This window comes from Microbacterium sp. M (assembly GCF_045181065.1).
Lineage (GTDB): Bacteria > Actinomycetota > Actinomycetes > Actinomycetales > Microbacteriaceae > Microbacterium.
Map to the genome: position 1 here is coordinate 2,155,526 of NZ_CP173721.1, position 22,913 is coordinate 2,178,438.

Consider the following 22,913-nt stretch of genomic DNA (forward strand, 5'->3'; position numbering starts at 1 on the left):
CGTCAGAGGCCAACGAGGTCGCCTTCTTCGATGTTGCCGAGCACGTGTGCGTGCACGTGGAAAACGGACTGCCCCGCGCTTGCGCCGTTGTTGAAGATCAACCGGTATTCGCCGTTCGCGTGCTCGTCGGCGAGCTGCTTGGCCGCCGCGATGATCTCCGCGAGCAGCGCCGGGTCGCCGTCAGCGAGCTCGGTCACGTCGCGGAACTGCTCGGTCTTGGGGATCACGAGCGCGTGCAGCGGCGCCTGCGGATTGATGTCGCGGATCGCGAACACCCGATCGGTGTCGAGCAGGATCTCACCCGGGATGTCCCCGTTGAGGATGCGCGTGAAGATCGAGGGCGACGTCATGCGCTCAGTCTATCCGCCGGGGCACGCCGGCCGGGCGTCAGGGCGACCTGCGGGCGACGCACCCGGAGTCCGCCGTGCGGGTCACCAGCGCCCGAGGCGAGCCGACAGCACGGCGATCGCAGCGGGCCCCGCGGTCGAGGTGCGCAGCACCGTATCCCCCAGTCGCACGCGCTCGGCGCCTGCTGACGCCAACCGCTCGAGCTCGTCCGCACTGATGCCGCCCTCGGGTCCGACGACGAGCACGAGATCGCGCCCGTCGGGCTCGACAGCAGAAAGACGATCGTCTGCGGTGGGGTCGAGCACGAGCACGCGCTGCTCAGCTGCGCGCGCGATCACCTGCGCAGTCGAGCTCACCGACGAGACCTCGGGAACCCATGCGCGGTGCGCCTGCTTGGCGGCCTCCCGCACGATCGACGCCCAGCGCTCGCGTCCCTTGACGGCCTTCGGGCCCTCCCAGCGCGAGATGCTGCGCGCCGCCTGCCACGGCACGATCTCGTCGACGCCGAGCTCGCACGACGCCTGCACGGCGAGTTCGTCCCGATCGCCTTTCGCAAGCGCCTGGACGAGCACGAGGCGCGGCGACGGCCGTTCCCGCACGACCCGGCGCATCACCCGCACATCGACGCGCGACGCGGACACGTCGACGGCTTCGCCTTCCAGCCACACGCCGGCGCCGTCGCCGATCGTCACCGCCTCGCCGACGCGCACCCGCCGGACGACGGCGGCGTGCTTCGCCTCGGCTCCGGTGAGCGTGACGATGCTTCCCTCACCGGCATCCGATGCGGACTCGACGACGAAATGCAGCGCCATGACTCAGTGCCCGCGGAACCGGTCGCGCAACTTGGAGAACAGACCCTGCTGGAACTGCGCGAGCTGGGGCTCGGGGGCCTTGGCCTTCTTCGCGAAGTCCTCGATCAGTCGGCGCTGGGCCGAATCCAGCTTGGTGGGAGTGAGAACCTGCACCCCTACCCGCAGGTCTCCGCGCTGGGTCCCCCGCAACGGCGTGATCCCACGCCCCTTGATGGTCAGCACATCGCCGGACTGCACGCCGGGACGGATCTCCAGTTCCACCGGCCCGTCGAGTCCGTCGATCGTCGTCTCGGTGCCAAGGACGGCATCCGTCATCGCGACTTCGAGCGTCGCCAGCAGATCGTCGCCCTCGCGACTGAAGGTCGGGTGGGACGCGACGGTCACCTCGACGTACAGATCGCCGTTCGGGCCACCGGCCTTGCCGACCTCCCCGGAGCCGGGCAGCTGAAGGCGCAGCCCCGTCTCGACGCCGGCCGGGATGTCGAGCGACACCGTCCGACGCGACCGGACGCGGCCCTGACCACCGCAGGTCGCACACGGGTAGGGAATCGTCGTCCCGTAGCCCTCGCACGTCCCGCAGGGCTGAGATGTCACCACGTTTCCGAGGAGGCTGCGCACCTGGCGCTGCACATGACCGGAGCCGCCGCAGATGTCGCAGGTCACGGGCGACGTGCCCTCCTGGCAGCAGGATCCTTGACACGTCTCGCAGAGCACCGCGGTGTCGACCTCGATGTCGCGATGGGCGCCGAAGACCACGTCGCCGAGGTCGAGGTTCACTCGCACCAGGGCGTCCTGTCCCCGTTCCCGCCGCGATCGGGGCCGCGCGCTGCGTCCGCCGCCCGCCCCGCCGAAGAAGGTCTCGAAGATGTCCCCGAACCCGCCGAAGCCACCCGCTCCGAATCCGCCGTTCTCGTCGCCGCCCATGTCGTAGCGGCGTCGCGACTCCTCATCGCTCAGCACGTCGTACGCGTGCGTGACGAGCTTGAACCGCTCCGAGGCGTCATCACCGGGATTCACATCCGGGTGCAGCTGCCGTGCGAGACGACGGTACGCCTTCTTGATCTCGTCCTGGGAGGCGTCGCGCGCCACCCCGAGGACCTCATAGTGGTCCGCCACAGTCACCTCTCGTCTTCGTCGAGCAGCCGGGACAGGTAACGGGCCACTGCCCGCGCTGCCGCCAGATTGCTCGGATAATCCATCCGGGTCGGACCCATCACGCCGACCCGCGCCATCCCACCAGGGGTGGCGTAGTTGCTGGCCACGATCGAGGCCTCGCCCAGACCGAACGGCTCGTTCTCGGTTCCGATGCTGGCCGCGAGTCCCTGCTCGTCGGTCACCATCTCGCTCATCAGCCGCAACAGCGTCACCTGCTCCTCGATCGCCTCGAGAAGCGGATGGATGCTGCCCCGGAAGTCCTGTTCGCGTCGCGCCAGCGTCGCCGCTCCTGCCATGACGAGCTTCTCCTGACGGAACTCGTCCAGCTCCTCGGCGATCACTCCCGCCAGCACGCGCTGCGCGATCTCCGAACGGCCGGGCTTCACCGCCGCAGCCAGCGCGCCGACCAGTTCGCGCGCCTCGCTCACAGCCCGTCCGGTGATGGACGCCGACAGCCGGGCACGCAGCACGGCGACCTCGGCCTCATCCAGGTCGACCGGCAAGCCCGCGATCCGCTGGGAGACCCCGCCGGCATCGGTGACGAGCACGACGAGCAACCGGTTCGGCGCGAGCGCGACGAGTTCGAGATGCGTGAGATGCGCACGCGCGAACGACGGGTACTGCGCCAGCGCGACCTGTCCGGTGAGCTGGGTGAGCACGCGAACGGTGCGCGCCATGAGATCGTCGAGATCGGCGGGATCCGCGAGGAACATCTCGATCGCACTGCGCTGCGCCGTCGAGAGCGGTCGCAGCTGTGCGAGGTGATTGACGAAGACCCGGTAGCCCTTGTCCGTCGGAACACGGCCGGAAGACGTGTGCGGCGCCGTGATGAGCTCCTCGTCCTCGAGCAGCGCCATGTCGTTGCGGATGGTGGCCGCCGAGACGCCGAACGAGTAGCGATCGACGATCGACTTGCTGCCCACCGGCTCGTGGGTCGCGACGTAGTCCTGGACGATCGCACGAAGGACCTGCAGACCGCGCTCACTGACCATGACCCGTCTCCCTCCCGCTGGCACTCACCGCTTCAGAGTGCCAATTCTACCCGCCGGGCGGGCCCGGCCGCGTTCATCTCGCGGATAGGGCGCGCCCATACGATGCTGGATATGAGCGCGCAGCCCCAGGTCACGATCTCCACCGGCACTCTGCGAGGCGAAGCGGATGCCGGGATCCGCCGATTTCTCGGCATCCCGTACGCCGCACCGCCCTTCGGCGAGAACCGCTTCCGCGAGCCCCGCCCGCCGGCGCAGTGGGACGGCGTCCGCGACGCCACCGCGTTCGCAGCGACCGCCCCGCAGCTGCCGTACCCGGGTGCGATCGGCGAGCTCCTCGGCAGCGTAGAGATCCCCGGCGACGACATTCTGGCGGCGAACGTCTGGACGCCATCGGGTGCCGCGAACGCGCCCGTCGTGCTGTGGATCCACGGCGGCGCACTGGAGCGCGGCACCCCCGCCCTGCCCGGATACGACGGAACCGCCTTCGCCAGGGCCGGCATCGTCTTCGCCTCGATCGGCTACCGTCTCGGCTCCGAGGGCTTCTCGGTCCTCGACGGCGTCCCCCGCAACCTCGGTCTGCGCGACGTCGCGGCCGGACTGGAGTGGGTGCACCGGGAGATCTCCGCCTTCGGCGGTGACCCCGCCCGCATCACCGTGATGGGTGAATCCGCCGGCGGCACACTCGTCTCCGGGCTTCTCGCCCGCGACGATTCCCGGGCCCTGATCGCCCGCGCCATCATCCAGTCGGGCCCCCTCCAGGCGCAGTCCGCGAAGAAGGCCGGACGCGTGACAGCCCAGCTCGCCGAGCATCTCGGCATCCGCGCGTCCGGCGCAGCGTTCTCAGCCGTCTCACCTTCAGCTCTGCTCGACGCGCGACGGAAGCAATCGGCGGGAAGCACGCCGATGGGCGGCGCACCCGGCTTCCAGCTCGTGATCGACGAGGAGTCGCTGCCGCGTTCGCCCCACGACGTCCTTCCGACCATCGAGACCCCGCTGCTCATCGGCACCAACACGGACGAGTACCGCCTCTGGTTCACCCCGCAGGCACTCGCCGGAGTGACGGCGTTCACGCTGCTCGCGGCCCGCCTGGCCCTGCGGATCCCCGCCCGTGCGGTGCGTGCGTATCGGAAGGCGTGGCCCGTCGCGGCCACCGGCGAGATCTTCGGTCAGGTGGCGACGGACGTCATCCTCCGCTCCCCCGCGACGTTCGTCGCGGCCGCCAAGCCGTCGCCGACGTTCGTCTACGAATTCGCCTGGCAGAGTCCGGCCCGCGATCTCCGAGCTGCGCATGCGCTCGAGCTCGGCTTCGTCTTCGACACGCTGACGGATGCCGAGTCGCAGCGGCTCTCCGGTCCGGATGCTCCGGCATCCCTCGCGGCGGAGATGAACGCGGACTGGGTCCGCTTCATCGCAACGGGCGACCCCGGTTGGCCCGCGTTCGACGAGCGCCGGCTCACCCGCTTGTACGACACTCGGATCATCGATGTCCCTCAGCGTCGACAGGAACCGCTGGATCTGCTGCCGATCAGTCGGTGAGCTCTCGCACGACCGCATCGGCGAGCAGGCGCCCCTTCAGCGTCAGTTGCACGCGACCGCCGAGTGCAGCACCCGCATCGACGAGCCCGGAGGCGATCAGGCCCGCGACCCGCGTGCGGTTCGCCTCCGGAAGCTCTGCGATGACGAGGCCCTCCCGGATCCGGCTCAGCAGCAGCACCCGCTCGAGCATCCGGGATTCGTCATCCGGGCGCTCGGTGCCTGCGGCCGGCGACTCACCGCCGGCGAGCCGCTGGGCGTAGGCCGCAGGATGCTTGACGTTCCACCACCGCAGACCCGCCACGTGGCTGTGCGCTCCCGGGCCGAACCCCCACCAGTCCGTGCCGCGCCAGTACGCGAGGTTATGGCGCGACCGGTTGTCCGCCGTCCCCGACACGCGTGAAGGACGGGACCAGTTGCTCACCTCGTACCACTCGAATCCGGCCTCGGCGAGAACGCGATCCGCGAGTTCGTACATGTCGGCCTGCAGATCGTCCGACGGTTCCGGAACCTCACCACGACGGATCTGGCGCGCCAGCTTCGTGCCGTCCTCGATGATGAGCGCGTACGCCGAGATGTGATCAGGGTCGAGCGCGAGCGCAGCATCCAGCGATGCCCTCCAGTCGTCGAGCGACTCTCCCGGCGCACCGTAGATCAGGTCCACGCTGACGGCCAGCCCTGCGCCGCGCGCCGCCTCGACGGCGGTCTGCACGTTCGCAGGCTCATGCGTGCGGTCGAGGGCGGCGAGCACGTGAGGCACGGCGGACTGCATCCCGATCGAGAGGCGGGTGACTCCGGCGGCGGCCAGCGTCTGCGCCACGGCGGGAGTCACCGTGTCGGGGTTCGCCTCGACCGTGACCTCGGCCCCCTCACGCAGGCCGAATGCATCCGTCGCCGCGGTCAGCATCCGCGCCAGGTCGCCGGCGGGCAGCAGCGTCGGTGTGCCGCCGCCGAAGAAGACCGTGTCCATCGGGCGCAGCTCGCCGGCATCGGAGAGAACGCGGCGCGCGAGTTCGATCTCGGTGATCAGCGTCGAGGCGTAGTCCTCCTGCTTGGCGCCCCGCAGCTCATTCGAGGTGTACGTGTTGAAGTCGCAGTATCCGCAGCGGACGCGGCAGAACGGCACGTGCAGATACGCGGAGAACGACGTCGAGGCATCGATCACCAGATCGGAGGGCAGCCGGCCGTCCACGGGCGCCGGTTCCCCCAGCGGAAGGGGTCCGGCCATCAGAGCGGCGTCGCGTACAGCGGCGAGATCGCCCGCAGATACCGCGCGAAGAGCTCACGACGACGGCGCTTCACCAGCCCGGGAAGCGTGCGATACAGCAAGCCGTTGGGCGCATCGAACGCGCGCACCGTGAACCAGACCTCGTCGTTGTCCTCGCGCCACTCGATGTCGAAGGACTCCTCGCCGCGCACGACGGAACCGCCGACGGTGCCCAGTACGAATCCGACCCGCCTGGCGTCCTCGGTCACCGAGATCACGCGCAGCTCGGCGTCGGCGCGCATGCCTGCGACGCGTCCGCGAAGGTGCAGCGTCATGCCTGCGCCCGCGTACGGCAGGCCTTCCGAATCGAACCGCTGCTCGACGTCGCGGCGGCTGGGAGCGATCGCGTTGCCCTCGGCATCGAAGCTGACACCCGCATAGGAGGGTCCGGATGCCGGCCGCACGTCCTCGACCGAGAGCCCGGCCGCGCGCTGCGCCGTCCACGACAGCAGGGCGTCGCCGGCTGTACGGAATCGCTCGACCCCGCTGCCGATCCGCCAGGACTGCTCCGCGGGGATGCTGTGCTCGGGTGGATACTGCATGAGGTCGGGGGCGTGCGTCGCCCCCACGGCCGCATAGTCCACCGTGTCGTCTCGGAAGGTACCGCGCCGCATGTTCTCCAGCCTACCCATCCTGTCTGGGAGGGTCCTCTGACCCGCGGACCCGACTACTTCTTGTCCTTGCCGTCGACGTCGCCGGAAAGCGCAGCGATGAACGCCTCCTGGGGGACCTCGACCCGGCCGACCATCTTCATGCGCTTCTTGCCCTCCTTCTGCTTCTCGAGGAGCTTGCGCTTGCGGGTGATGTCACCGCCGTAGCACTTGGCGAGGACGTCCTTGCGGATCGCTCGGATGGTCTCGCGGGCGATGATGCGTGCACCGATCGCCGCCTGGATCGGCACTTCGAACTGCTGGCGAGGGATGAGCTTGCGCAGGCGCTCGGCCATCATCGTGCCGTACGCGTACGCCTTCTCGCGGTGCACGATCGAGCTGAAGGCGTCGACCTTCTCGCCCTGCAGCAGGATGTCGACCTTGACCAGATCCGCTTCCTGCTGGCCGGCGGGCTCGTAGTCCAGCGAGGCGTACCCCTGCGTCTTCGACTTGAGCTGATCGAAGAAGTCGAACACGATCTCGCCGAGCGGCATGTTGTACCGCAGCTCCACGCGCTCCTCGGAGAAGTACTCCATGCCGAGCAGCGTGCCGCGGCGCGACTGGCAGAGCTCCATGACCGTGCCGACGTAGTCCTTCGGCAGCAGGATCGCCGTCTTGACCACAGGTTCGGACACCGAGCCGATGCGGCCGTCGGGGTACTCGCTGGGGTTCGTGACGGTCACGGTCTCGCCCGTGTCGCTCGTCAGCACTTCGTAGATCACGCTCGGCGCCGTCGTGATGAGGTCGAGGCCGAACTCACGTTCGAGGCGTTCGGTGATGATCTCGAGGTGCAGGAGTCCGAGGAATCCGCAGCGGAACCCGAATCCGAGCGCCACCGACGTCTCGGGCTCGTACTGCAAAGAGGCGTCGGACAGTTTGAGCTTGTCGAGCGCTTCACGCAGCTCGGCGTAGTCGCTGCCGTCGATCGGATAGATGCCGGAGAACACCATCGGCTTCGGGTCGGTGTAACCGGGCAGGGCCTGGGTCGACGGCTTGCGCGCCGTGGTGATGGTGTCGCCGACCTTCGACAGTCGGACGTCCTTCACTCCGGTGATCAGGTAGCCGACCTCGCCGACGCCCAGTCCCTTCGATGGCACCGGCTCGGGGCTGGAGACTCCGACTTCGAGCGCTTCGTGGGTCGCGCCTGTGGACATCATCTGGATCCGCTCGCGCGGGCTCAGGCTGCCGTCGATCATGCGCACATAAGTGACGACACCGCGATAGGCGTCGTAGACGGAGTCGAAGATCATCGCGCGCGCCGGAGCGTCCGCGTCGCCCTTCGGCGCCGGGATCTCCTGCACCAGTCGGTCGAGGAGCTCCTCGACGCCGACGCCCGTCTTGCCCGAGACGCGCAGCACGTCCTCCGGCTTGCCGCCGATCAGCGAGGCGAGCTCCTTGGCGTACTTCTCCGGATCGGCCGCAGGAAGATCGATCTTGTTCAGCACCGGGATGATGTGCAGGTCGTTCTCGAGCGCGAGGTAGAGGTTCGCCAGCGTCTGGGCCTCGATGCCCTGGGCGGCGTCGACGAGGAGGATCGCTCCCTCGCAAGCGGCCAACGATCGCGACACCTCGTAGGTGAAGTCGACGTGGCCTGGCGTGTCGATCATGTTGAGGGCGAAGGTGTCGCCGTCGATCTGCCACGGCATCCGGACGGCCTGGCTCTTGATCGTGATGCCGCGCTCGCGCTCGATGTCCATCCGATCCAGATACTGCGCGCGCATGTCGCGGTCGGAGACGACGCCGGTGATCTGCAGCATCCGGTCGGCGAGCGTCGACTTGCCGTGATCGATGTGGGCGATGATGCAGAAATTCCGGATCTGCGCGGGCGGCGTCGCGGCCGGCGAGAGAGGAGTGAGAGCGCGTGGTGACATGTCCCGACGATTCTACGGTGAGCCGTCCCTAATCCCCGATTCGTGGAAACCAGTGATAGTCTCGCGAAGTTGCCTTGGCTCGCTCAGTGACACTGAGTTCCACAGGCGATACGACTCCGTAACAGACACGTAACGGTGTTGCATCGCGCAAGACCGCGGATGGTGCTTGACTATCATCCCGACCCAGCGTTGCGTCGGAAGATCCCGCGCGCGTCTGTATAGAGAAAGACTCATCACCTTGATCAAGTATCTCGTGCGCCGCCTCCTGGGGTGGGTGCTGATGATCGTCATCGCGACGAACATCACTTATTTCCTGGCCTGGAACTTCCTCGATCCTGAGAACAATTACGTCGGACGGCGACCCCCGCTCTCGCAGGAGCAGATCGATGTTCTGCTCGTCCCGCGGAACCTCAGCGAATCCGTACCGCTGCTCGAGCGGTGGTGGACGTGGCTCTCCGGCATCATCTTCCGCTGGGACTGGGGCATGGGCCCGACCGGCGAATCGGTGAACGAGCAGGTCGCCTACCGGATCTGGATCAGCGCGGAGCTCGTGCTCGGTGCGACGATCATCACGACGATCCTCGGCATCGCGCTCGGCGTCTACACGGCTTCCCGGCAGTACAAGCTCGCCGACCGCATCGGTCAGGGCACCAGCATCATCACGATGAACATCCCGACGGTGGTCGCCGGCTTCGCGCTCGTGCTCCTGGCGATCAACTTCAACAACGCCGTCGGCACGACCGTCTTCTACGTGGTCGGTTCTTCCAGCCCTGGCGTCGAGGGCTTCTTCCCCGTGCTCATCGATGTGCTCCAGCACCTGACGCTTCCCACTTTGGGTCTCGTCATCACCGGCTACGCGTCGATCCACTTCCTGCAGCGCTCGCTCCTGCTGGACAACATCAAGGCCGACTACGTCCGCACCGCCCGCGCGAAGGGCCTGACGAAGCAGCAGGCCATCCGCAAGCACGCGCTGCGCACGTCGCTGATCCCTGTCACGACGCAGGTCGCGTTCACGATCCCTGCCGTGTTCACCGGCGCGGTCCTGACCGAGACGATCTTCAACTGGAACGGCATGGGCCGCTACTTCATCCAGACCCTGAACGGCAATGACATTCATGGCGTCGTCGCGGTCGCCGCGTTCGGTGCCCTCATGACGGCGATCGGCGCCATCCTCGCCGACATCACCGTTGTCGTCCTCGATCCGAGAGTGCGGGTGAGCTGATGTCCCTCGAAGCAATCGAAGTCTCCGCGGAGATCGAGAACAAGCTGAAGACGCGCAAGCGCACGTCGCTCATGAAGCTGTACACGCGTCGCTTCATGCGCAACCGCGGAGCAATGCTCGGCGTCGTGATCCTCATCCTGCTCGTCCTGTTCGCGATCGTTGGTCCGCTCATCTCGCCGTACAGCCCGGCCGATCTGGACTTCCTGGCACTGCGGCAGGCGCCGTCCGCCGAGCACTGGTTCGGCACGAACGGCTCAGGAAACGACAACTTCGCGCAGGTCGCCACCGGTCTCCAGCGCTCGATGATGATCGCCGTGGTGGTCGCGTTCGGCACCACCGCCGTCTCGGCCATCGTCGGTGCGACGGCCGCCTACTTCCGCGGCTCGTACGAGCGCATCATGCTGGCGGTCATCCACTTCATGATGGTGATCCCGAACTTCCTGATCCTCGCGATGATCTCCAACGACGCGGGCGGCAACTGGATCGTCATCTCGCTGGTCATGGTGTTCATCGTCGGCTGGTTCATGCCGGCGCGCATCATCTGGACGCTCTCGCTCTCGCTGCGCGAGCGCGAGTACATCCACGCCGCGCGCTACGCCGGCCTGCCTGGTTTCAAGATCGTGACCCGGCACATGCTGCCGAACATCGGCTCGCTGCTGGTGATCAACTTCACGCTCGGAGTCGTTTCCGCTGTGCTGACCGAGACGGCGCTGTCCTTCCTCGGGTTCGGCGTGAAGCTCCCCGACGTCTCGCTCGGCGCGCTGATCGGCTACGGCTCGAGCACGCTCGTCAGCGCGCCGTGGCTGTTCTACTTCCCGGCCATCGCCCTGACGCTGCTGACCGTCTCGATGGCACTCATCGCCGACGGACTGCGTGATGCCCTCGATCCGACTTCGGCGGCTGGAGGTCGCGCATGAGTACAGTTCTGTCCGTCCGCGATCTCAAGGTTAGCTTCCCCTCGGAGGCAGGACGCGTGGATGCTGTCCGCGGCGTCTCCTTCGACCTGGAGTCCGGCAAGACGCTCGGCATCGTCGGCGAGTCCGGATCAGGCAAGTCGGTCACGTCGCTCGCCATCATGGGCCTGCTCGACGACAACGCGAAGGTCACCGGCTCGATCGTCTACGACGGTCAGGAGCTCATCGGCAAGACCGACAAGCAGCTCTCGGTGATCCGCGGCAACGGCATGGCGATGGTCTTCCAGGACCCGCTGACCTCGCTCACCCCGGTGTTCACGATCGGCGACCAGCTGATCGAGGCGCTCACGGTCCATCGCAGCCTGTCGAAGAAGGAGGCGTGGGCACGTTCGGTCGAGTTGCTCTCGCTCGTCGGCATCCCCGAGCCGGAGCGCCGGATGAAGTCGTTCCCGCACGAGTTTTCGGGGGGAATGCGTCAGCGCGTCGTCATCGCGATCGCGATGGCGAACAACCCGAAGCTGATCATCGCGGACGAGCCGACCACGGCTCTGGACGTGACCATCCAGGCGCAGATCCTCGAGCTCATGGGCAAGGCGCAGGATGAGACCGGCGCGGCGATGATCATGATCACGCACGACATGGGCGTGGTCGCGAAGACCGCCGATGACGTCCTGGTGATGTACGCGGGCAAGCCCGTCGAGCACGCCGCCGTGCGCGAGCTGTTCTACCGCACTCGGATGCCGTACTCGATCGGTCTGCTGGGCGCGATCCCCCGCGTCGACAAGGCCGAGAAGGTGCCGCTGATCCCGATCAAGGGCAACCCGCCGCTGCTGATCAACCTGCCGGATGCGTGCCCGTTCGCGGACCGCTGCCCGATCGCGATCGATGCCTGCCGTGACGGCGAGCCGGCGCTGCGGCCGATCCACACTGCCGGTGGCGATGACCACGATGTCGCCTGCATCAGGGCCGACGACATCGACGACGACGGCACGATCGGCGGGATGCCGGTGTTCCCCGTCCCCGAGATCCCCGAGAGCGCGCTCGTCCAGACGCCGCGCGAAGAGCGTCCGATCATGCTCGAGGCGGTCAACCTCAACAAGACGTTCCCCCTGATGAAGGGTTCGCTGTTCAAGCGCAAGGTCGGCGAAGTTCACGCCGTCAAGGGCCTCAGCTTCGATGTGCGCGAGGGCGAGACCCTCGCGATCGTCGGCGAATCGGGCAGCGGCAAGACCACGACGCTGCTGCAGATCATGGACCTCGTCAAGCAGGAGGACGGCGACATCCGCATCGCGGGCAAGAGCGTCGCAGACATCAAGTCGCGCGCCGACGAGCGCAAGCTCCGCCGTGACCTGCAGATCGTGTTCCAGGACCCGATGGGCGCCCTCGACCCGCGCATGACGGTCTGGGACATCATCGCCGAGCCGATGTTCGCGATCGGGATGCACAAGGACGAGGTCTTCGACCGCGTCGAAGAGCTCATGGCGCTGGTCGGACTCGACCCGGCGCACAGCGACCGGTTCCCGACGGCGTTCTCCGGAGGCCAGCGGCAGCGTATCGGCATCGCCCGCGCCCTCTCCACGAACCCCAAGGTCGTGGTGCTCGACGAGCCCGTTTCGGCGCTCGACGTGTCGATCCAGGCCGGTGTGATCAACCTGCTCGATGAGCTCAAGTCCAAGCTCGGCCTGTCGTACCTGTTCGTCGCCCACGACCTCGCGGTCATCCGGCACATCGCCGACCGTGTGGCAGTGATGTACCGCGGGTCGTTCGTCGAGCACGGCGATGTCGATCAGGTGTTCGACAACCCGCAGCATCCGTACACGAAGGCACTGCTCTCCGCCATCCCGATTCCGGACCCGGACATCGAGCGGACCCGCGAGCGGATCATCCTTCCGGTCGAAGGATTCGACGCGACGGCGGTCATCGCCGGCTGACCTGTGGACGTATTCCGCACCGATCGATGACGCGTGTGAAACAGTCTTGTGACGCTTTCTGCACAGTCCGATAACGAATCGGCACGCAATGCGATCCGCTCGCCAGGGGCGGAATAGTCTGCCCCTATCCCAAGTAAGGCCGACAGGCACTAAGGAGTACCATGAAACGGCATCAGAAGCTGATGGGCATCGCCGCTCTCGGTGGCGCCCTCGCACTCGCCATGAGCGCATGTGCACCAGCGACCAACGGCGGCGGCAACGAAGGCGAGGGCGAAGGCCCTCAGACCGTCGAAGGCGCCGACTACAACCCCCAGCCCCGCGAGAACCTCGAGGCCGGTGGCGAGCTGCGCATCCCCATCTCCAACATCGCGGAGCAGCTGAATTACTTCCACAGCGATGGCGACGCTCGCGTCACGCAGGTCGGAACCTGGTTCCGCCCGCAGGTGCTGCTGATGGACCCGGACGGCACGGTCAAGCCGAACCCCGCGTACCTCGACGACTACTCCTTCGGTGTCGAGGACGGCAAGACCGTCCTGCACTTCAAGGTCAACGAGAAGGCCGTCTGGAACGACGGCACTCCGATCGACGTCACCGCCTTCCAGGCCACTTGGACGGCCCAGAACGGTGAGAACCCGGAGTACCTGCCGAACGCCACCGACGGCTGGAAGGAAATCGAGTCCGTCGAGGCCGGCGAGAACGACCACGACGTCATCGTCACGTTCAAGGGCGAGTTCGCCTGGCCCGAGATGGTCTTCTCCCAGCTGCTGCACCCGGCCGTCAACACGCCGGAGCTCTTCAACACCGCGTTCCTCGGTGACTGGCACCCCGAGTGGGGCGCAGGTCCCTACACGGTCGAGGACTACGACAAGACCGGTGGCGTCGTCACGCTCGCGCCGAACCCGAAGTGGTGGGGCGACGAGCCGCTGCTCGACAAGGTCACCTTCATCCAGATGGAGCCGACCGCTGCCGTCAACGCGCTGCGCAACGGCGAGGTCGACATGGCCGAGACCGGCAGCGCCGAGCTGCTGGCTCAGGTCGAGGACCTCGATGGCGTCGAGACCTACAGCGGTCAGGCGACCGCGAACGCGATCTTCACGCTGAACGCCACGAACCCGGTGCTCTCCGAGCTCGAGGTCCGCAAGGCGGTCTTCGAGGCGATCAACATCGAGCAGATCAAGGAGATCGTCTTCAACGGTCTCAACTACACCGAGGAGCCCGCCGGCTCGCTGACGCTGTTCTCGTTCCAGCCGGACTACAGCAACGCTCTCGAGGAGGCCGGCCGCAAGGACGGTGACACCGAAGGTGCCAACAAGCTCCTCGACGAGGCCGGCTGGGTTCCCGGTGAGGACGGCATCCGCGAGAAGGACGGCCAGCGCCTGTCGCTCGTCTTCCCGGTCCACTCCGACACCGAGACCGCCCGCGCGCGTTCGCTCGCGGTGCAGTCGCAGCTCGAAGCCGTCGGCGTCGAGGTCGAGATCGATCAGCGTCCGTCCGCGGAGTTCGCCGAGGACTACAACACGCAGAACGGTGACATCTTCTTCCTCAACTTCACGTCGTCCGACCCGTTCGGTGCCGCCTGGTTCTGCCAGCTGTACTGCTCGGACAGCGGCCTGAACCTGTCGGGCACCGGCACCCCGGAGATCGACAAGATGATCCACGAGGAGCTGGAGACGATCTCCGACCCGGTGGAGCAGACGAAGAAGGCCATGGAGATGGAAGCTCAGATCTTCTCGGAGACCTGGGGCATCATCCCCGTCCTGAACGGCCCGGAGATCTGGACCGTCAAGGCCGGCCTGGCGAACCTCACGCCTGAGCCGTACGTCGGCCTCGACCTGTTCGGCATCACGCCGGTCGAGAACGTGGGCTACGAGAAGGAGTAACTTCTCGCACTCCTGAGGCGGGGCCGGTGGTTGATCCACCGGCCCCGCTTTCGCGTGCGGCGGCGGGTCTGTTCTCTATGCTGAGGCTCGTGAAGCCTCGCGTCGTCCTCGTCCACGGCATCCGAACGTCACGGACCATGTGGCGCAGCCAGCTCGACCATCTCGCGGCGCGCGGCGTCGGCGCCGTGGCCGTGGATCTCCCCGGACACGGCTCGCGTATGCACGAGCCGTTCACGCTGACCGAGGCGTCGGCGACGATCGACCGCGCCGTACGGGATGCCGCGGCCCACGCGCCTGTACTGCTCGTCGGCCAGTCGATGGGAGGCCTGCTCTCTGTGGCGTACGCCGGGCAGAAGGACGCTCCGCCCCTCGCAGGACTCATCGGCGCCGCCTGCACGACGTTCCCACGCGGCGTCCCCCTGTCGACGTATCGCTTTCTCACGCAGCAGTTCGATGCGCTGCCCGATCGAGGACTGTGGCTCACCAGGCGCATGCTGGCTGCGACGCTTCCCGAGGACACCCGTGCGGACTTCGAGGCCGGCGGATACGCGTTCGACACACAGGGTGACGCGCTGACCAGTCTCGGCGATCTGGATCTCGAGACCGCGCTCCCCCGCATCCGGATCCCGGTGTGGTGGATCAACGGCCAATTCGACCAGCTGCGCATCCACGAGCGGTTCTTCCGGCAGCTGACGCCGCACTCCGAGCTCATCGTCGTACCCAGGACGACGCACCTGGTCACCGCGATGCGGCCGCGGGTCTTCAACGCGTTGCTGGATCTGGCCGTCGCGACTCTCGAACGGGACGCACAGCCGTCGTCATGATCGCTCCGGTCACGGACAGCACCCCGGCCGCCAGGAACAGCAGCCAGAATCCTCCGACTGCGGCGACCAGGCCGGCGCCGATCAGTGGGCCGAGCAGCTGCCCCAGGCTGGCGGAGACGTTCACGACGCCGAGATCCCTGGCGTTGTCCCTGCCATCCGGCAGCAGATCGGTCGCCAGGGCGAGGCTCACCGACATATAACCGCCGTAGCCGACGCCCATGACGGCCGCCGCGATAGCCGTTCCCACGAACGTCGGCGACACCAGGATCAGCACCGCCGATAGCGCCTGCACCAGCGCGGAGGCGATCACCAGCGTCCGCCGGCGACCCGTGCGGTCTGAGATCGTGCCTGCCACCAGCGATGCCGCCACGACGAACACCGTGTAGATCACGATGAGGACGAGCAGGTCGTCCTCCGCCGTGTCCGCCGAGGATCCGACTCCGTAGAGCAGGTAGAACAGCAGCAGCGCCGTCCCGAGCGCGTTGCCGATGTTGACGGCGAGCCGGCTGAAGAGGAGCCAGATGAAGTCGTGATCCCGCAGCGCGCCCCAGCGGTCGCGAGCCGCTGCCTCGACGCCGAGAGGTCGCCTCACGGCCGGCGGGTCCGGGAGCAGCGCCGCCGCAACGCACCCGACGACGAGGATGAAACCCGCCAGCACGAGATAGCTCTCGGCGATGCCGAGTCCGAGCAGGACGACCGCGCCGACCCCGACGACGATCCCGACCGCCTGCGCGGAGCTCACCAGGGCGGATGCCGTACCGCGCTGCTTCTCGACCTGATCGGCGATCAGCGCCGTCAGGGCCGCCGACACGACCGCGATGCCCGTCGAGACGCCGATCCAGGCCGTGCCGACTGCGATCGGCTCGGTTCCGGCACCTGTCAGGACGAGGGATGCCGCGGTGAGCACCGATCCGCCGAGTATCCATGGCCGTCGTCGTCCCCACCGCGAGAGCGTCCGGTCGGACAGCGTCCCCGCCACCGGCCCTGCGACGACGCCCGCGAGACCGCCGACGGACAGGATGAGTCCTGCCCAGACGACGCCACCGATCCATTCGCCCCCTCCGCCCTGCGTGTCCAATTGGAGGGGAAGCAGCAGTTGAACGGGTGTGAGCTGCACGGTCCACACCGCGAGCCACGCGATGGCGAAGACGATCATCCAGCCGCGGCCGACCCTGGCCGTTCGCGTGGCAGACGCATGCGGCATCGGCGGCTCCTTCGGCTCGGCTGCGCTCAGCTTGCCGTATCCACAGCGCCGAGCGCCAGCCGCGCACGGCGGTTCGCGGCAAACCTGGTAGCATTGGTTCTTGGCTTGCGTGTGGGTGAACCCCTCACGACCGTCGGACAGCAGCCCCTCTACTGCTCCCGGCATTCCCAATCCCATCTCTGAACGAAAGCTTCTACGCGTGGCAAACATCAAGTCGCAGATCAAGCGCATCAAGACCAACGAGAAGGCGACGGCCCGCAACAAGGCTGTCAAGTCCGAGCTCAAGACCGTCGTCCGTCAGACCCGTGCGGCCATCGCCGCCGGTGACAAGGCTGCTGCCGAGGCAGCGCTGAAGAAGGCGACCAAGAAGCTCGACAAGGCCGTCAGCAAGGGCGTCATCCACGAGAACCAGGCGGCGAACCGCAAGTCCTCGATCGCCAAGCAGGTCGCCGCTCTCTGAGCTGCATCCGCTCGCTGAGCTGATTCTTCGAAAGGCCCGTCCCGTTCGCGGTGCGGGCCTTCGTCGTACCCGGCGGACGTCCGCCCCGAGCCCTACTCGCCGAACGGGGTGCGCGTCGCGATGACCGTCACCATGCGCTCGAGCGCGAAGATCGGATCGCGCGCCGCACCCTTCACCTCGGCATCCGCTCGCGCGGTCGCCTGGATCGCGAGCCCGAGCGATCGCTCGTTCCACCCGGCCAGGTCGCGGCGCGCTCGGTCGATCTGCCAGTCCTTCATGCCCAGCCTGGTCGCGATCTCGCGGCTCGACCCGCGGATGCCGGCGACCTTCGCCATCGTGCGCAGCTTCATCGCGAACGCGGCGACCATCGGAACAGGATCGGCTCCGGAGGCGAGGGCGTGCCGGAGCGACACCAGAGCCTCGCCATAGCGCCCCGCGATCGCTGTGTCGGCCACCACGAACGCGGAGACCTCGACGCGACCGCCGTAGTACTTCGTGACGATGTCCTCGGTGATGTCGCCCTGGACGTCGTTGATCAGTTGCTGGCACGCGGCGGCGAGCTCGGTGAGATCATCGGCGAATGCGGACACCAGGGCGCGCAGCGCCTGCGGCTGAATGCGCTTGTTCGCGGCCTTGAACTCCCCCGCGGCGAAATCGAATCGGTCGCTGTCGCGCTTGACCGCCGGGCACGCGATCTCGATTCCGCCGCCTGAGCCGCCACGCAGCGCGTCGAGGAGCTTCTTGCCACGGACGCTCGCACCGGTGTGACGCAGGACCACGGTCGCGCCGTCCTGAGGGTTCTCGAGGTACGACACCGCCTCGTTCAGGAAAGCATCCGAGCACTTCTCGACACCGGAGACACGCACCAGGCGCGGTTCGCCGAACAGTGAAGGCGATGTGACGGCGAGCAGGGTCCCTGCGGCGTAGTCATCGGCGCGGATGTCGCTGACCTCGAGCGCCGGATCCTCGGCGCGGAGGTATTCGCGGATGCCGGCGATGGCCCGCTCCGCACACACCTCCTCGGGCCCGGAGACGAGCACGAGGGGCGCGGGACGCGGCTCGCGCCAGGATACCTGTGCGATCTTCGCCGCCGCTTTGCGTGCGGGGGTGCGAGCGGCTGCCATAGATGCCAGCCTACCCGGGGCCGCCGACCTCGGACGGTGCGTCCGCGTCGTCCGAGCGCTCCGTCCAGACGACGAGTTCGCCCTCGCGCCGGCCCACCAGGACACGGCCCTGCAGGTCGGTGCGCAGCGAGGTCGCTCCGGTCGCCGCGACGAGGTCCAGGGTCTCGTCGCGCGGGTGCCCGTAGCCGTTGTCTGCGCCGGCGCTGAAGAGGGCGACCGCCGGGCTCAGAGCAGAGTACAGCCCGGCATCCTGGTCCGCACTCCCGTGATGCGCGACCTTGACCACCTCGTACGGCGGCCTGAGCGCTCCGGATGCCGCGAGCAGACGTTGCGGGGTCGCCGACAGGTCGCCGAGGAAGATCGACCGAGGCACGTCAGTGCCCTCGATCTCGATGACGACACTCGCGTCATTGCCCGCGGGGAATGCCGCCTGGCGCGCGCGCGGCCAGAGCACCCGCCAGTCCGCGGTGCCGAGGGTTCCGCGCTGACCGGCGGATGCTTCGACCGTCGCCGCGCCGCCCGCCGCGAACGAAGCGATCAGGCGTTCGTCCTCCGCCTCCCCCACCGGCCCGTGCAGCAGCGTGCCGACGTGGCCGACCAGCGCGGATGCGCCACCCGCGTGGTCGAGGTCGAAATGCGTGAGCACGAGCAGGTCGATCCTGTCGACGCCGAGCGACGACAGGCAGTGAGTCAGCACCTCGGGTTCCGGCCCTGTGTCGATCACCGCGATCCGCGCATCGGAACGCACGACGAGGCCGTCACCCTGCCCGACATCGCACGCGGCGATCGACCAGTCGGCGGGTACGGCCACGACGGCGAGCGGGCCGTCCAGCAGGATGCGCGCTGCCCCCAACGCGACCCCGACCACGAGCACGGCGCTGGCGGCGCGTCGAAGTCCCGGCGAGGTCGCCGTGTCCGCGCGGTTGCGGCACAGCAGCACCGCGCAGGACGCACTCACCACAAGGACGATGGCCGCCGTGAGGATGCCGGGGACGACGAGCAGCTGCGCCCCTGGCATCGCAGCCGTCGTCGTCGCGGTCGTCGCGATCCATGCGGCCGGCAGCCAGGCGGAAGCCGCAAGAAGGTCGGCGACGGGCGCAACCGGTGCTGCGAGGCACGCGAGCAGCCCGACGACCGTCGCGATCGGCGCGGCGGGAGCGGCGAGCATGTTCGCGACGATGCCGATCAGGGACTGCTGCTCGGCGAACAGCGCGATGATCGGGCCGCACACCAGCTGCGCGGCGATAGGCACAGCAAGGCCCAGCGCGAGCGGAGCCGGAACCCAGCGTTCGAGACCCCGTGCGAGCGGCGGTGCGAGGAGGATCAGCGCCCCCGTCGCCGCGGCCGACAGGGCGAATCCCGGCGTCGCCGCCAACCACGGATCCGCCACGAGGATGCCGGTGACGGCAAGACACAGCACGCTCACGCCCGCGCTCGGACGACCGAGCAGCACCGAGAGCATCCCGAGGCCCGACATCGTCGCCGCACGGATCACGCTCGGTTCCGGCGTCACCAGCACGACGAACGCGGCGAGGGTCGCCAGCGCCACGAACACGCGCATCTTCCGGCCGCCGCGGCAGAGCGCGACGAACCAGAATGCGGCACCCACCACGATCGCGCAGTTCGCGCCGGAGACCGCGGTCAGGTGCGAGAGTCCGCTGGTGAGCATCGCGTCGTTCAGCTCGGCCGACACGGCGGTCGTGTCGCCCACCGCGAGTCCCGGCAGCAGGCCGGCCCCCGGTTCGGGGAGACGCACGGCGCGTGCGACGAACTCCACTCGCGTCGCAGCGGCGATCGCGAACACGCCTTCGGCCGGCGCGATCACTTCCGCCGACGTCGCGAAGACCACCAGCGCCGCGCGCTCGGACGGTTCAGTCGCCATCACCTGCCCGGTCACCCGGATCCGCGCGCCCAGGGCCGCACCGTCCAACCCGTCCACTCCGACGCGCACCGGAATCGACAACGCGCGCTCCGATCCGGCAGAACCGATCCGCGCGGTCTGGGCGTCGAACCATGCGCGCCCGTCGGAACCGATCGTGCGCGAGGAAGTCACACCCGCCTCGACGCTGACGATCCGGCCGTCGAGCGCCGCCGCTTCTGCACGCACCGGCGCAGCGAGTGCGCATGTCAACGCGACCGCCGCGGCGGCGGCGCAGGCGAGAGCCGCAAGTGGCACCCATCCGTGCCCGCCCGACTTCCACGCCACCACGACCAGCACCGTGCCCACGACCAGCGCACATGTCAGCATCCACCAGCCCAGCGCCGGCACGAACGCGCACGTGAGCGCGACCACCCAGACTGCAGCGGCCACGGGCAGGAGGCGCAAGTCACGCGGGCTCATACACGTCGCCTTTCCCGCAGCTTCTCTCCGATCCCGCGAGCAGATCGCCCACCGACATGAACCAACCGTCTATCTGGTCCCCGGACAGCGCTGTCAGGTCAAGAACTGGGCAGGCTGCGACCAGCGCATCGGGCACGAGCCGACCCGACTTGCGGCGGTTCGGCCCCGAACCCACCATCTGTCCAGGCATGCAATCCTCTGCCGTCGCCACGGCGAGCCGCTGTGGCGACGTTGGACGTGGTTGGGGCGTCTCGGATTCCGCTGACACTCCGTCACGCTACGCACTCAGTCGCCGCCGCATTACGACGATCCCGGCATCCGTGGACAGCTCCAGGGAAATCGGATTCCGTGCAGAGCGAGTGGTTCGGGTATAGACAGCGACCTCGCGATCCGACGGAACCGCTGCGTCAGCGTGTCAGTTGTCTCGGTAGCACCTCGAGTTCGATCCGGCACGCATCTTCGACGTTACGATCGGACCCGACGCGAATGCGTCGTTGCCGGGCCTGATCGACTCCCGACACACGCTCCTGTGGCGCCCCTGGCAGAAGCGTCTTGCCCGGAAGGTCTGGGGCATCACCGCAATCATTCCGCCAAAGGGCCGGCCGCGCCCCGGCTCCACCGAGAACGCCGTGCACTTCGGGCTCAAGGTCCGAAGCGTCCGCGGGCTCGGGCTGCGGATGACGCGCGAAAACTGCGCCCGGATCAACAAGCGCTCTTTCTTGGACCGCTGGGCGCGGTTCCCTGGTTCGCTTAGTTCATTCCTGCGCTCTGCCGGAGCCAGGCGATGAGGGCCGGGTCCAGGCGATGGGGCGCTGAGGATCACGGCTGGTGGAACGTGATGACGTCATCGCGTCGCGAGCGTTTCTCGGTCATACCCGCGAGCTCCAGGCGGCGGAAGACGCGACGCGGAAGGGCCGGAAGCTCAGCCGTTCGTCCAGCCGGTGGTTTCGCGAGCCCGGTGATCAGCGACAGGTCAACGCCGTCACCGCGCACCTCGATCCGCGCGTAGTCGCTGCGAGATCGCCAGAGCAGCAGTTCGAGGTCCCGAAAGGGGATCGTGTGGCTCGACTCCCCTGCTTTCACCCGGATCTCGTCATTACCGAAGGCCACGACGCACTCGACCGTTCGGCGTTGCAGCACTACCCTCAGAGCCAGGTACACCGGCATCGCGATCCCAGCGCCAACGACGATGATCATCAACTGCGGCCCCAGGCGCGTGGCGACGTCGTCGAGGACGATCAGCAGCGAAGCGACGAAGAGGCCGACGACGACCACGATGCCGACGAGCACACCGGTGAGAACGCGCATTCGCACAGGGATGCCGGCAAAGCGCACAGCCGAACCGTCTCCACTCTCTTCGCGCTCCCACTCCGGCGTCATGGGCGTCGGGCGCTTCTTGGCGTCCTGTCGGGCGAAGACATCGCCGAGGCGGCTGACCAGCCCGAGCCAGATCCATCCGGCGGCCGGGATCGCTGCGAACGTCAGCACGAATGCGACAGCGCGGCCCGGCTCGGGGACGGAATCGAGCACGTCTGCGCCGGACTCCCCCACGAAGACGATGGCCGCTCCGAGGGCGATGGCGACGACAACGTGCAGGATCACGCCACTGCGGGTCGGCACCATGCGCAGCGTGGCGTTGACGAACGCGAACCCCAAGCACCACCCGCCGACCAGCATCAGCATGAACGGGAAGAAGCTCAGGTCTTCACCCGCGAGAGTCGCGGCAATCGCACCCCCGAGGAACAGAGCGCCCCAGAGGACCGGATTGCGGACGAGTCTGCGTCCCAACGTCGCTCGCACCGGCGCGTCAGTGGTGGACTCGGTCATCGGAGCCATCCTAGAGGGCGCTGCCCCCTTCGGGAGTACGGAAGCGGCGCCGATAGCATGCCGACGCGGGTGTCCAATCCGCGGTGCCAGCGGCCGTTGCGCTGCGCAATTCGGTCGGGGCTGGGCTTGCACCTTCCGCGCCCTGAGCGCAGGGTCCGGTCGCCGCAAGTTCACCGAGGGCACCGACCTCACCGAGGATAGTTCTGCGTCCCGAACTAGGGTGATGAGCCGATGAGCGGTGAGGGAGCGATGATGACGAATCTGATCTTTTGCCTGGCATGATGCTCTGATCGACCGGGGCGCTGCTGTCGACGAGTCTTCGCCGCATCCGGGCCGTGCACGTCGCACTATGACTGCTCCTCGCCATCGAGGTCGTGCTGCTCGCCACGCTCATGAGACCATGAGCTCCCAGTGGTGGGTCTCCGCAGTCGTTGTCGTCGTGGCAATGGTGAACGTCGTCTTCTGGGCCGCGGGCGTGATGCAAACGCTGAATAGCCCGAGAGGGGACGCCTGACGGCGGTGCTCGCAAGCCGGAATCACCACTCGCCTCATGGCAGG

General features: G+C 67.8%; 18 protein-coding genes. 7 read left to right on the plus strand and 11 right to left on the minus strand.

Translation table 11 applies throughout. From position 1 onward, the window contains the following. Positions 1-2: 2 nt before the first annotated feature. The 4 genes from ACI7YT_RS10435 to hrcA form a co-directional block, all read right to left on the minus strand. Entirely contained in the window at positions 3-350 is a 348-nt protein-coding gene (locus ACI7YT_RS10435) for an HIT domain-containing protein (RefSeq protein WP_406245466.1), read from the minus strand. Between the two features lie 81 nt (positions 351-431). Beyond that, positions 432-1,160 carry a 16S rRNA (uracil(1498)-N(3))-methyltransferase gene (locus ACI7YT_RS10440; RefSeq protein WP_406245467.1) on the minus strand — a complete coding sequence of 243 codons (729 nt, stop codon included), beginning with the start codon at positions 1,158-1,160 and terminating at the stop codon, positions 432-434. A gap of 3 nt (positions 1,161-1,163) precedes the next feature. After that, on the minus strand, positions 1,164-2,276 hold the full coding sequence (gene dnaJ, locus ACI7YT_RS10445; protein WP_406245468.1) for a molecular chaperone DnaJ: 1,113 nt from the start codon (positions 2,274-2,276) through the stop codon (positions 1,164-1,166). Positions 2,277-2,278: 2 nt separating this feature from the next. Then, positions 2,279-3,307, minus strand: a complete 1,029-nt coding sequence (hrcA, locus tag ACI7YT_RS10450; RefSeq protein WP_406245469.1) for a heat-inducible transcriptional repressor HrcA — start codon at positions 3,305-3,307, stop codon at positions 2,279-2,281. Between the two features lie 111 nt (positions 3,308-3,418). On the opposite strand from hrcA, the gene ACI7YT_RS10455 reads away from it, so the two are divergent. Beyond that, positions 3,419-4,843 (plus strand): carboxylesterase/lipase family protein, encoded by a 1,425-nt coding sequence (locus tag ACI7YT_RS10455; protein WP_406245470.1) that lies wholly within the window; start codon positions 3,419-3,421, stop codon positions 4,841-4,843. On the opposite strand, the gene hemW is transcribed toward ACI7YT_RS10455, so the two are convergent. Genes hemW through lepA form a run of 3 tightly spaced genes read right to left on the minus strand, consistent with a single transcriptional unit; the run spans position 4,833 to position 8,628 of the window. Continuing rightward, positions 4,833-6,068 (minus strand): radical SAM family heme chaperone HemW, encoded by a 1,236-nt coding sequence (hemW, locus tag ACI7YT_RS10460; protein ID WP_406245471.1) that lies wholly within the window; start codon positions 6,066-6,068, stop codon positions 4,833-4,835. The genes ACI7YT_RS10455 and hemW overlap by 11 nt on opposite strands. Next, complete coding sequence (locus tag ACI7YT_RS10465) at positions 6,068-6,721, minus strand: DUF1990 family protein (protein WP_406245472.1); 654 nt, start codon at positions 6,719-6,721, stop codon at positions 6,068-6,070. Before ACI7YT_RS10465 ends, hemW begins: the two co-directional genes overlap by 1 nt. A 53-nt stretch (positions 6,722-6,774) precedes the next feature. Continuing rightward, the gene (lepA, locus tag ACI7YT_RS10470) at positions 6,775-8,628 is read right to left on the minus strand and encodes a translation elongation factor 4 (RefSeq protein ID WP_406245473.1); all 1,854 of its coding nucleotides are present in this window, start codon (positions 8,626-8,628) and stop codon (positions 6,775-6,777) included. A 238-nt stretch (positions 8,629-8,866) separates the two neighbouring features. On the opposite strand from lepA, the gene ACI7YT_RS10475 reads away from it, so the two are divergent. The 5 genes from ACI7YT_RS10475 (at position 8,867) to ACI7YT_RS10495 (ending at position 15,399) form a co-directional block, all read left to right on the plus strand. After that, positions 8,867-9,850, plus strand: a complete 984-nt coding sequence (locus ACI7YT_RS10475) for an ABC transporter permease (RefSeq protein WP_406245474.1) — start codon at positions 8,867-8,869, stop codon at positions 9,848-9,850. Then, complete coding sequence (locus ACI7YT_RS10480; protein WP_406245475.1) at positions 9,850-10,767, plus strand: ABC transporter permease; 918 nt, start codon at positions 9,850-9,852, stop codon at positions 10,765-10,767. The genes ACI7YT_RS10475 and ACI7YT_RS10480 overlap by 1 nt, the downstream gene beginning before the upstream one ends. Then, positions 10,764-12,695, plus strand: a complete 1,932-nt coding sequence (locus ACI7YT_RS10485) for a dipeptide ABC transporter ATP-binding protein (RefSeq protein ID WP_406245476.1) — start codon at positions 10,764-10,766, stop codon at positions 12,693-12,695. Before ACI7YT_RS10480 ends, ACI7YT_RS10485 begins: the two co-directional genes overlap by 4 nt. 161 nt (positions 12,696-12,856) lie before the next feature. After that, positions 12,857-14,575, plus strand: a complete 1,719-nt coding sequence (locus ACI7YT_RS10490; RefSeq protein WP_406245477.1) for an ABC transporter family substrate-binding protein — start codon at positions 12,857-12,859, stop codon at positions 14,573-14,575. Positions 14,576-14,664: 89 nt separating this feature from the next. Continuing rightward, a complete protein-coding gene (locus ACI7YT_RS10495; RefSeq protein ID WP_406245478.1) occupies positions 14,665-15,399 on the plus strand; it encodes an alpha/beta fold hydrolase in 735 nt (244 codons plus the stop codon). On the opposite strand, the gene ACI7YT_RS10500 is transcribed toward ACI7YT_RS10495, so the two are convergent. Then, positions 15,338-16,603: an MFS transporter gene (locus tag ACI7YT_RS10500; protein ID WP_406245479.1), complete on the minus strand. Its 1,266-nt coding sequence runs from the start codon at positions 16,601-16,603 to the stop codon at positions 15,338-15,340. The two genes, ACI7YT_RS10495 and ACI7YT_RS10500, sit on opposite strands and share 62 nt — an antisense overlap. Positions 16,604-16,802: 199 nt before the next feature. On the opposite strand from ACI7YT_RS10500, the gene rpsT reads away from it, so the two are divergent. Next, positions 16,803-17,063: a 30S ribosomal protein S20 gene (gene rpsT / locus ACI7YT_RS10505; protein ID WP_406245480.1), complete on the plus strand. Its 261-nt coding sequence runs from the start codon at positions 16,803-16,805 to the stop codon at positions 17,061-17,063. 92 nt (positions 17,064-17,155) lie between these two features. On the opposite strand, the gene holA is transcribed toward rpsT, so the two are convergent. The 3 genes from holA to ACI7YT_RS10520 all read right to left on the minus strand — a co-directional run bounded on the left by holA (position 17,156) and on the right by ACI7YT_RS10520 (position 22,355). Further along, positions 17,156-18,187, minus strand: a complete 1,032-nt coding sequence (holA, locus tag ACI7YT_RS10510) for a DNA polymerase III subunit delta (protein ID WP_406245481.1) — start codon at positions 18,185-18,187, stop codon at positions 17,156-17,158. 10 nt (positions 18,188-18,197) lie between these two features. Beyond that, positions 18,198-20,528, minus strand: coding sequence for a ComEC/Rec2 family competence protein (locus ACI7YT_RS10515; protein WP_406245482.1), 2,331 nt, complete (start codon positions 20,526-20,528; stop codon positions 18,198-18,200). Positions 20,529-21,347: 819 nt separating this feature from the next. Then, complete coding sequence (locus ACI7YT_RS10520; RefSeq protein ID WP_406245483.1) at positions 21,348-22,355, minus strand: hypothetical protein; 1,008 nt, start codon at positions 22,353-22,355, stop codon at positions 21,348-21,350. Positions 22,356-22,913: the final 558 nt, after the last annotated feature.